Source organism: Anaeromyxobacter oryzisoli, assembly GCF_022690765.1.
Lineage (GTDB): Bacteria > Myxococcota > Myxococcia > Myxococcales > Anaeromyxobacteraceae > Anaeromyxobacter > Anaeromyxobacter oryzisoli.
In genome coordinates, this window is the sequence record NZ_JALCZA010000122.1 from 1 (window position 1) to 9,154 (window position 9,154).

The window sequence follows — 9,154 nt, forward strand, 5'->3', positions numbered from 1 at the left end:
GTGCCGGTGCCCCCTCCTCGGTGGCGTCGATATCATCACCGACCGTGATCGCCAGTTTCCAGGCTGCTCGATGGCCGTCACCGTCATGACGCGCCACTCTCCCTCACGCAGCCTGCGTGAGATCGAGCGCTACGCCGTCATCGGAGATGCGCGGCAACACTTGGCCGCTGCGAGCGAGCGCGGGTCGTGGAGCGCCGCGCGCGGAGGGGGACGCCTCGCGGACGTCGGGGATTGCCTCATCCTGCTGGATGCCTTCGGAGCGCGGACCGCCGTGGTCGCCGGGCACGACTGGGGGCCGCCGCGGCGTGGGTGTGGGCCGCCCTGCACCCCGATCGCGTGCGCGCGGTCGTCGGCATGAGCGTCCGCTACCTCGGGCGCCCGCCGATGCCGCCCATCCGATCCCTGAAGGCGCTCTTCGGCGACGCCTGGTCCCACGTCCTGTACTTCCAGGAGCCCGGCGTCGCCGGAACCGCGAAGATCCTCAAGTCCGTGCTGTATCTCGTCGGCGACCGGGATTCCGGGCGAGCCCTGGCGCCCGCGGATGCGATGAAGGCACTCGTGTGCCCGACGTGCAGGAGGTCGTCATCCCGGGGGCGGGTCACTTCGTGCAGCAGGAGCGGCCGGCCGCGCTGCTCGCGTAGATGGAGCGAGCGCCGGCGGACGTACCGGCGGACGTGCCGCGCGTGCGCGGCACCGGCCTTCTCGGCGCACCGGATGTGCCAGCCGCCATCGCGACCTCAGGCCGCACCCGCCTCGCCCAAGCCGGGTGCGGCCGTTGCTGCGATCCCATCCAGTCTGCACCAGACTACCCACCCCTGCCTTCGATTCATCGTTAGCGCTGGCGCCCGAAGACTCTATGAAACGCCGCTTCGCCATCTGGATGGGCGTGTCTCGGGTCATCGGCGAATGGCCTCGTTGCAGAGGGGGCGGTATCGGCGGTCGTGGACCTGGCGGCTTCGCGCGGCAAGTCGATCTCGTGAGTTGCTTCGAAGCAGGAGCCGGCGACGAATCGAAGCGAGCGAATCCGAGGTATACCAAGCCATGCGCTGGATAGCCCCTGCGGAGAACGATGTCGCAACCATCACCTTGGAGAAGCGGCTCTGGGCCGCCGCCGACGAGCTCCGCGCGAACAGCGACCTGACGTCGGCCCAGTACGGCCAGCCGGTGCTGGGGCTCATCTTCCTCAGGTTCGCCGACGCGAAGTTCGCCGCGCGCCGCGCCGAGCTCGAGAAGGCGGCGAGCGGAAGGCGCGGTTCTCGCGTCGGCGACGTCGGCGCGTACCACGCGGCTGGCGTTATTTTCCTGCCGCCGGAGGCGCGGTTCGGCGAACTCCTCGACTACCCGGAGGGCGGCAAGAACGGCAGATCGCTTGGCCAAGCGGTTGACGACGCGATGCGCGCGATCGAGCGCGAGAACCCGCAGCTCTCGGGAGTGCTGTCGAAGACGTTTCAGGCGTTCAACGCGCGGCTGCTGAAAGAGCTGCTGAAGATCTTCTCGACCATCCCAGTTGACCTCGAGGGCGACTCGTTCGGGAAGATCTATGAGTACTTCCTCGCCGAGTTCGCGATGGCGGAGGGACACGGCGGCGGCGAGTTCTACACGCCGACCTCGATCGTCCGGCTGATGGTCGAGATCCTCGAGCCGTTCAAAGGGCGCGTGCTCGATCCCGCGTGCGGCTCGGGCGGCATGTTCGTGCAGAGCGCGCGCTTCGTGGCCGAGCACCGGAAGAACGGAAACGGGAACGGCTTGGCGATCCACGGCGTCGAGAAGGTCGACTCGACGGGCCGGCTCTGCCGAATGAACCTCGCGGTCCACGGTCTCGAGGGCGATATTCGGCACGGCGGCGAGATCAACAGCTACTACGACGATCCGCACAACGCAGTCGGCCGCTTCGACTTCGTGCTCGCGAACCCGCCGTTCAACGTGAACAACGTTGACAAGGATCGCGTGAAGGAGGCGACGGGTCCCGGCCGCCGGTTCCCGTTCGGCCTTCCGAACCCGGACAACGGGAACTACCTCTGGATTCAGCTCTTCTACTCGGCGCTCTCCGCGACCGGCCGGGCCGGGTTCGTGATGGCCAACTCGGCATCCGACGCGCGCGCGTCCGAGATGGAGTTGCGGAAGCAACTCGTCGAGTCGCGGTCCGTGGACGTGATGGTCTCAGTCGGCCCCAACATGTTCTACACGGTAGCCTTGCCGTGTACGCTATGGTTCCTCGACCGCGGGAAGTCGAAGGAGCGCCGGGACAAGGTGCTGTTCCTGGACGCGCGGCACGTGTACCGCCAGGTCGACCGTGCGCACCGCGACTGGACCGAGGCCCAGATCGGCTTCCTCGCCAACGTGATCCGGCTCTACCGCGCCGAGGCGGTTGACCTCACTTTTGGCGGCGACGAGGCTGGTGAGAAACTGCGTGAACTCTTCGGTAAGAAGCCGAAGTACGCGGATGTGGCCGGTCTCTGCAAGGTCGGAAGAATTGCCGACATCGAGGCGCAGGACTGGAGCCTGAGCCCAGGGCGTTACGTCGGTGTCGCACCAGGCGACAATGTCAGCGACGAAGACTTCAAGGAGCAATTCGCGGCGCTGAACGAGCAACTCGAACGACTCACGGTCGAGGCGAGACAGGCGGAAAGGACGATCGCGAAGAACGCGGCGGAGATCCTGGGGGGGCGATGAGCGAGTGGCGACGATTCGTACTTGAGGACTTGCTCGCCGAGCCGCTCCGGAATGGTGTGTATAAGCCGAAGGAGCACCACGGCAGCGGAACCAAGATCGTAAACATGGGGGAGTTGTTCGGTAATGACTTCATCTCCAATCAGGAGATGAAGCGCCTTCGTCTGAGCGATGTGGAGAAATCCAAGCTTCTCATTCGCGACGGTGACATCCTGTTCGCACGGCGCTCGGTAGTGCTCGAGGGCTCGGGGAAGTGCGCGTTAGTCGTGAACCCGCTCGAGGATACCACGTTCGAATCTTCGATCATCCGCGCCAGACCGAACCGCTCTGTCATCGACCCGCGGTTCCTCTTCTACAGCTTTCGCGCGCCATACTTGCGAGCAGCAGTCGCCGCGATATCGAGCCAAACGGCCGTATCTGGGGTACGCGGGAGTGACCTCGCCCGGCTGACGGTTGTCGTCCCGCCGCTGGCCGAACAGCAACGCATAGTGTCTATTCTCGTAGCGTACGACGACCTCATTCGGAACTGCGAGCAGCGCATCCGGGTGCTGGACGAGATGGCATGGGCGCGATTTCGCGAATGGTTAACGGCGGCGCAGGCGACGTCGCGTCTCGTACCTGCGCAGCAACTGATCGACGAGCGCGTTCTCGAAATCAATGATGGGTATCGCGCAAAGAATTCGGAGCTTGGCGCACCAGGACTACCGTTTGTTCGTGCAGGAAACATCGATGCTGGGTTCCACTTCGAAGACGCGGACGTGTTGTCTGCTGAGTATCTCGAGAGGGCGGGTTCAAAGGTCTCAAACGTTGGAGACGTATTGTTTACGTCCAAGGGAACGGTAGGCCGATTCGCGAAGGTGAGGGCGCGGACGCCGCGGTTCGTGTACTCGCCGCAGATCTGCTTCTGGCGTGTTCGCGACGCGGATGTGCTGACGCCGAACTACCTGTTTCGCTGGATGCAGACCCGGGAGTTCCTCGACCAGGTTGATCGAGTAAAGGGTTCGACCGACATGGCAGACTACGTAAGCCTCACGAATCAGCGACGAATGAGCGTTCGCGTTCCAGACCGGACATCGCTGCTGGAGGCGGAAAAGATGCTCGGACCACCCGATGACCTCACCGGCGTCCTTATGGAGCAAGCAGCCATCCTTCGAAGGACCCGCGACATTCTCCTCGTTCGGCTGCTCTCGGGCCAACTCATGGTTGCCGAAGCCGCATGAGTCCGGGCGCCTACACGGAGCTGGCGCTTGTCGAGGCCGCGGCCATGGAGGTCCTCGCCTCGCTCGACTGGCCAGCGGTGTCGGCAGTCGAAGAGACTTTCGGGGTCGGCGCGACGCTTGGCCGCGGATCACAACGCGAGGTCGTTCTGCTCGGCCGGTTGCGGGCGGCGCTCGGGAAGCTGAACCCCGACGCGCCGGCCGCGGCGATCAACCTCGCGGCTGACGAGCTAACTCGCGAGCGCGTAGCGATGGGGCCTGCGGCCGCAAACCGGGAGGTGCATCGGCTTCTGACTGACGGCATCAAGGTTACAGTCAAGGACGAGCGCACGGGACGGGAAGAGCCGCGCACGCTCCGTGTGGTAGACTGGGAGCGCCCCTCCGAAAACGACTTCCTCGCGGTCGAGCAGCTTGCGGTCCAGGGCCCGCTCTATCGGTGCATCCCGGACGTCGTGCTGTTCGTGAACGGCCTGCCGTGGGTCGTCGTCGAGCTGAAACGGCCGGGTGTCCCGGTGCGGCAGGCGTTCGACGAGAACCTCACCAGTTACCAGCACGTGCAGAACGGTGTCGCGAGGCTTTTCGCGTTCAACGCGCTGCTCATCGCGTCCAACGGGACCGACGCGAAGGTGGGGTCGCTCACGGCCGACTGGGGTCGCTTTTTCGAATGGAAGCGGGTCGAGCGCGAGGACGAGCCGCGGCGGGTGTCGCTCGAGGTCCTGCTCCGGGGAACTTGCGAGAAGGGCCGGCTGCTCGACCTGGCCCGGAACTTCTCGCTCTTCTCGGAGCACAAGACCGGGCTTGCCAAGATCCTCGCGCAGAACCATCAGTACCTAGGCGTGAACAACGCCATCCGCAAGGCACTCGAGGCGAGGGAGGCGGGGCACGGCCGGGCCGGCGTGTTTTGGCAGACGCAAGGATCGGGGAAGAGCTTCTCGATGGTGTTCTTCGCGCAGAAGATCCTGCGCACTGTCCCGGGCAACTGGACCTTTGTGGTCGTCACGGATCGCGTCGAGCTCGACGAGCAGATTGCGAAGACTTTTGCGGCCTGCGGCGCTGTCCAAGACGCGACGGCCTGCCACGCGTCGAGCGGCGCGCATTTGCGCCGCCTCCTCCGCGAGAACCATCGTTACGTCTTCACCCTCATCCACAAGTTCCAGACCGCCGAGGTGCTGAACGACCGGCGCGATATCATCGTGATCGCCGACGAGGCGCACCGCTCGCAGTATGACCAGCTCGCGATGAACATGCGCGCGGCGCTGCCGAACGCGCTATTCGTCGCGTTCACGGGCACGCCGCTCATCGCCGGTGAGGAGCGCACGCGCGAGGTCTTCGGCGACTACGTTTCGATCTACGACTTCCAGCAGTCGATCGAGGACGGGGCGACGGTCCCGCTGTTCTACGAGAACCGCACGCCGGAGCTGCGGCTCGTGAACCCCGAACTGAACGAGGATCTCTACGACGTCATCGACGAGGCCGGCCTGGACGAGCAGGGCGAAGCGCGGCTGCAGCGGCTCCTCGGCCAGCGCTACCATCTCATCACGCGCGACGACCGGCTCGATACCGTCGCGAAGGACGTCGTGCAGCACTTTCTGGGACGCGGGTTCCAGGGGAAGGCTATGGTGGTCACGATCGACAAGGCGACCGCGCTGCGGACGTACGAGAAGGTCCGCCGGGAGTGGGACGCGGAGCGGGCGCGCGTGCGTGCAGCGATCGACTACGGGCAAGGCGAGGGGGAGCAGGCGAAGCTAGTCGAGCGGCTCCGGCGCCTCGACGCGGTCGACATGGCCGTCATCGTCTCGCCGGGGCAGAATGAGGTCGAGGAGATGCGGAAGCTCGGCCTCGGTATCGTCTCCCACCGGAAGCGGATGGTCGAGTCGCAGCCACCACTCGACGAGAAATTCAAGGACCCCGACGACCCCCTGTCGCTCGTCTTCGTCTGTGCGATGTGGCTAACGGGCTTCGATGCGCCGAGCTGCTCGACGGTGTACCTCGACAAGCCGATGCGCAACCACACGCTTATGCAGACCATCGCGCGCCCGAACCGGGTCTTCCCTGGCAAGCACAGCGGCGTGATCGTGGATTACTCCAACGTCTTCCAATCGCTCGAGAAGGCGCTCGCGATCTACGGCGCCGCGGCCGGGGTGCGGACGCCGGTGCGCGAAAAGGACGCGCTCATCGACGAACTGCGAGACGCGATCGGTGAGCTCGACGCCTTCTGCGCCGCGGCCGGTGTGCAGCTCGCCATAATCGAGGCGAGCGCGAACGCGCTCGAGCGGCTGACGCGGGTCGGGGAGGCGACGAACGCGCTCCTCGCGCCCGACGAGCGCCGTAAGGTTTTCCTCGCCCAGGCGCGCCTCGCCGAGCGGTTGTACGCGGCCATCAAGCCTCACCAGCGCGCGGCCGAGTTCGCGGCCCGGATGTCGACGTTGGCGGCCCTTGTCGACCGGATCCGGAGCGAAACGGCCCCCGAGCAGGCGGAACTCGGTGAGGTGCTTCGCCGCATCGGCGACGTACTCGACCGCTCGATCGAGGGCGCGGAGATGGTCCGCGAGGGAGGGCCGCCTCCCATCGATCTCTCGCGGATCGACTTCCCGGCGCTCGCCGAGCGGTTCAAGACGTCGATTACCAAGAACCTCGACCTGGAGCGGCTCAAGGCCGCCATCCGCGCGCAGCTGGACCGGCTCATCGCCGCGAACGAGACGCGCGTGGACCTCCGCGAGCGCTTCGAGGCGCTCATCGACGAGTACAACATCGGGTCGAAGCAGATCGAGCAGCTCTTCCTCGAGCTCCTGGAGCTGAGCCGGAACCTCACCGAGGAGGAATCACGCCACGTCCGCGAGCAACTCTCCGAGGAGGAGTTGGTCGTGTTCGACCTCCTGACCCGCCCCGGTCCCGAACTCACGACCGAGGAGCGGAACGAGGTGAAGAAAGTGGCCCGACATCTTCTTACGACGATCCGGGGGATCCTTACTGTCGACTGGCAGAAAACAACGCAGTCCCGCGCCCGGGTCCTCGAGGCGATCAAGGATGCGCTCGACGCGGGCCTTCCGCCGTCCTATACGCGCGAGCTCTTCGAGGCGAAGTCGGGCGCCGTCTTCCAGCACGTCTACGAACGGTATGGCATCGCTGCTTAGGCCCGCCTGACTTCAAACTGCACGTTGAGTCGCGACTCCGCTGGCGTCCAGCTGTGCCTGGGCGAAATCGCCTGAAGAGCCACGGGATTCCGGAGCGCGGTCAACAGAGTCAGGGGCTGAGTGTATCGATCTATCGGGAGAACCCATGACCCGAAGCAAGTTCAGATTCAAGCGCTTGGATCGAATCGGTGTGCCGGACGCTGGCGAAGATCGGGAGTTCTTGGAGCACTGCTTCGTCGATACGGAAGATGTCGAGGCGCTGCTTGACTGCGGGGACTCTCGCAGGGTCGTCGTCGGCGGCACCGGATGTGGCAAGACAGCGCTCCTGGATCGCCTGTCTCGCACGCATGTGCGCGTGCTCACGATTGCCCCCGAGAGTCTCGCCCTCGCCCACATCACGAACTCGACGATTCTCAAGTACCTCCTGTCCCTCGGCGTGAAGCTCGACATCTTCTTCAAGCTTCTTTGGCGGCACGTATTTACGGTCGAGATTCTGCGGTCTCACTTCGGAGTTTACAGTGAAGCAGATCAGGTGAGCTTTCTCCAGAAAGTGCGCACGCTCTTCGACGTCAAGCATAGACGCGCCGTGAAATATCTGGAGGAGTGGGGTAGAACGTTCTGGAAAGAGACCGACTACCGCATCAAGGAGCTCACAACCAAGCTTGAACGAGAGATCTCTGGGTCGATCAACAGCAAAGTTCCAGGCGTGAGTTTCACCGCGTCGGATGCCCATAAGCTGACACAGCAGCAGATTCAAGAGGTCGTGGAGCGCGCCCAAGTTGTTGTGAACCAAGTCCAGATCCGGGAGCTTTCCGAGGTCCTCGAGATGCTTGACGCAGTACTCGATGATCCGCAGAAGCCCTACTACGTTCTCATCGACCGCCTGGATGAGAACTGGATCGAGGATCGCTTTCGGTACCTCCTCGTCCGCGCGCTTCTCGAGACGGTTCGTGATTTCCGAAAGGTTCGGAACGCGAAAATTGTCGTAGCGCTACGGCGGGATCTCATCGATCGAGTGTTCAAGCTCACTCGCGACGCGGGTTTTCAGCAGGAGAAGTATGAGTCGATCTATCTTCGGCTCGACTGGAGCGAGCGAGAACTCGTGGAACTTCTCCGCGCGCGCCTCGGGTATCTCTTGAAAAAGCGTGGCGTGCGGGACGTGCCCGATGTTTCGGACCTCCTGCCGAAGTACATCGACCAACTCCCTGCTCTCGAGTACATCGTGAGTCGTACGTTGCGTCGCCCGCGGGATGCTATTCAGTTCATGAACTGTTGCATCGAGCAGGCGATCGATCGATCTGCGATCTCCGTGGACAACGTTCGTCAAGCGGAAGGCGTCTATTCCCCTGCGCGGCTAAGGGCGATAGCTGATGAATGGGCGGCCGATTACCCCACCCTGCTTCGCCACATCGGAATTCTGAAGAACCGGCAGGCCCTATTCCCACTCGAAGAGATCAGCGACTCCGATGTCGCTGAGAGCTGCCTGCGCTTCGCCATCAGTGACGAGGCGTCGCCGCCCTGTCCTCTGGGGGCGGCCGCGTTAGCAACCGCTAATGGGCTCGTTTCGCCTTCCGTGTTTCGGGCAATGGCTCTTGATGTATTCTATCGAACCGGAATCATCGGCCTGAAGCTCGAGAAACACGAGGGGATCGAGTGGGCCTACGCCGGCCACAAGAGCATCTCGTCTGCCGAGCAGGAACTGCCAGGCGTGCGAGTAGCCATTCACCAAGGGTTTTGGCGGACTCTCGGCGTACGGCTGCATTCGTAACAGCGGCGTTGTCCCCTAAAGGGCCGCCTCGTGGCACCGCGAGTACATCCTCAAGACTCCGTAGTCCTGAAGAACGGAGAACGACGAGAGGGCCTGTCGACCGTATGCGAGGCTCCGCGGCCGTTCGGGCGTTCTGAAGCGCCATCGGCTGCGCCCCGTTCGGGGGTAGAGCGGATGATCGCGATCCGCGCAAGAGATGTGCGGATCCGATCCCTTAGGAAACGATCCAGATCACGCCCTGACCGATCCCCTCATTCCCACGGTCATGGGATGGGGCCAGTTGTAGACGTTCCGCGGGGTTGAGATCATGGTGCGGGGCCCATGCGCAACCAGGCCATCCGCCCCCGCCGCGTGCACGACTTCGT

Annotated in this window: 4 protein-coding genes; all 4 read left to right on the plus strand. The window is 64.1% G+C overall.

The window, feature by feature from the left end; genetic code table 11:
• Positions 1 to 1,041 precede the first annotated feature (1,041 nt).
• The 4 genes from MNZ27_RS22080 (at position 1,042) to MNZ27_RS22095 (ending at position 8,789) form a co-directional block, all read left to right on the plus strand.
• Complete coding sequence (locus MNZ27_RS22080; protein ID WP_242396232.1) at positions 1,042 to 2,673, plus strand: class I SAM-dependent DNA methyltransferase; 1,632 nt, start codon at positions 1,042 to 1,044, stop codon at positions 2,671 to 2,673.
• Complete coding sequence (locus tag MNZ27_RS22085) at positions 2,670 to 3,890, plus strand: restriction endonuclease subunit S (RefSeq protein ID WP_242396233.1); 1,221 nt, start codon at positions 2,670 to 2,672, stop codon at positions 3,888 to 3,890. Before MNZ27_RS22080 ends, MNZ27_RS22085 begins: the two co-directional genes overlap by 4 nt.
• Entirely contained in the window at positions 3,887 to 7,021 is a 3,135-nt protein-coding gene (locus MNZ27_RS22090; protein WP_277958210.1) for a type I restriction endonuclease subunit R, read from the plus strand. The genes MNZ27_RS22085 and MNZ27_RS22090 overlap by 4 nt, the downstream gene beginning before the upstream one ends.
• Positions 7,022 to 7,166: 145 nt before the next feature.
• Positions 7,167 to 8,789 carry a P-loop ATPase, Sll1717 family gene (locus MNZ27_RS22095; RefSeq protein ID WP_242396235.1) on the plus strand — a complete coding sequence of 541 codons (1,623 nt, stop codon included), beginning with the start codon at positions 7,167 to 7,169 and terminating at the stop codon, positions 8,787 to 8,789.
• Positions 8,790 to 9,154 lie beyond the last annotated feature (365 nt).

Excerpts from the sequence above, each read along its gene's own strand:
- MNZ27_RS22080 (WP_242396232.1), top strand. The coding sequence starts at position 1,042 with ATGCGCTGGATAGCCCCTGCGGAGAACGATGTCGCAACCATCACCTTG.
- MNZ27_RS22085 (WP_242396233.1), top strand. The coding sequence starts at position 2,670 with ATGAGCGAGTGGCGACGATTCGTACTTGAGGACTTGCTCGCCGAGCCG.
- MNZ27_RS22090 (WP_277958210.1), top strand. The coding sequence starts at position 3,887 with ATGAGTCCGGGCGCCTACACGGAGCTGGCGCTTGTCGAGGCCGCGGCC.
- MNZ27_RS22095 (WP_242396235.1), top strand. The coding sequence starts at position 7,167 with ATGACCCGAAGCAAGTTCAGATTCAAGCGCTTGGATCGAATCGGTGTG.